The 215-nt window shown below is 59.5% G+C and carries 1 protein-coding gene; it reads right to left on the bottom strand.

The features are described 5' to 3' along the window. Nucleotides 1-215: ThiF family adenylyltransferase (locus A3709_RS14975; RefSeq protein ID WP_197484229.1), on the bottom strand; the 215-nt coding region annotated here is incomplete at both ends.

Here is a 215-nt window from a genome sequence, read left to right as displayed (position 1 = left end):
GCCGACACCATTGGGATACCTGCGGCAATGCAGGCCCGATTCAGGGCGAAGCGGGTGGGAAAGTTATCACTGCAATCCACAACGAGGTCGACAGCTTGCACCGCAGCGGCAAGCGCGTCGCCAGCGAGGTGCTCTGTGAGCGTAGTTACCGTCACACCGGGATTAATATCAGCAATGCTCGCCGCGGCAGACACCGCTTTGTTGCGGCCAATATC

Origin of the sequence: Halioglobus sp. HI00S01, from assembly GCF_001635445.1 — a bacterium.
Taxonomy (GTDB): domain Bacteria; phylum Pseudomonadota; class Gammaproteobacteria; order Pseudomonadales; family Halieaceae; genus Halioglobus; species Halioglobus japonicus.
The sequence above is the reverse complement of the archived record's forward strand: the minus strand, read 5'-3'. Positions and strand labels throughout refer to the sequence as shown.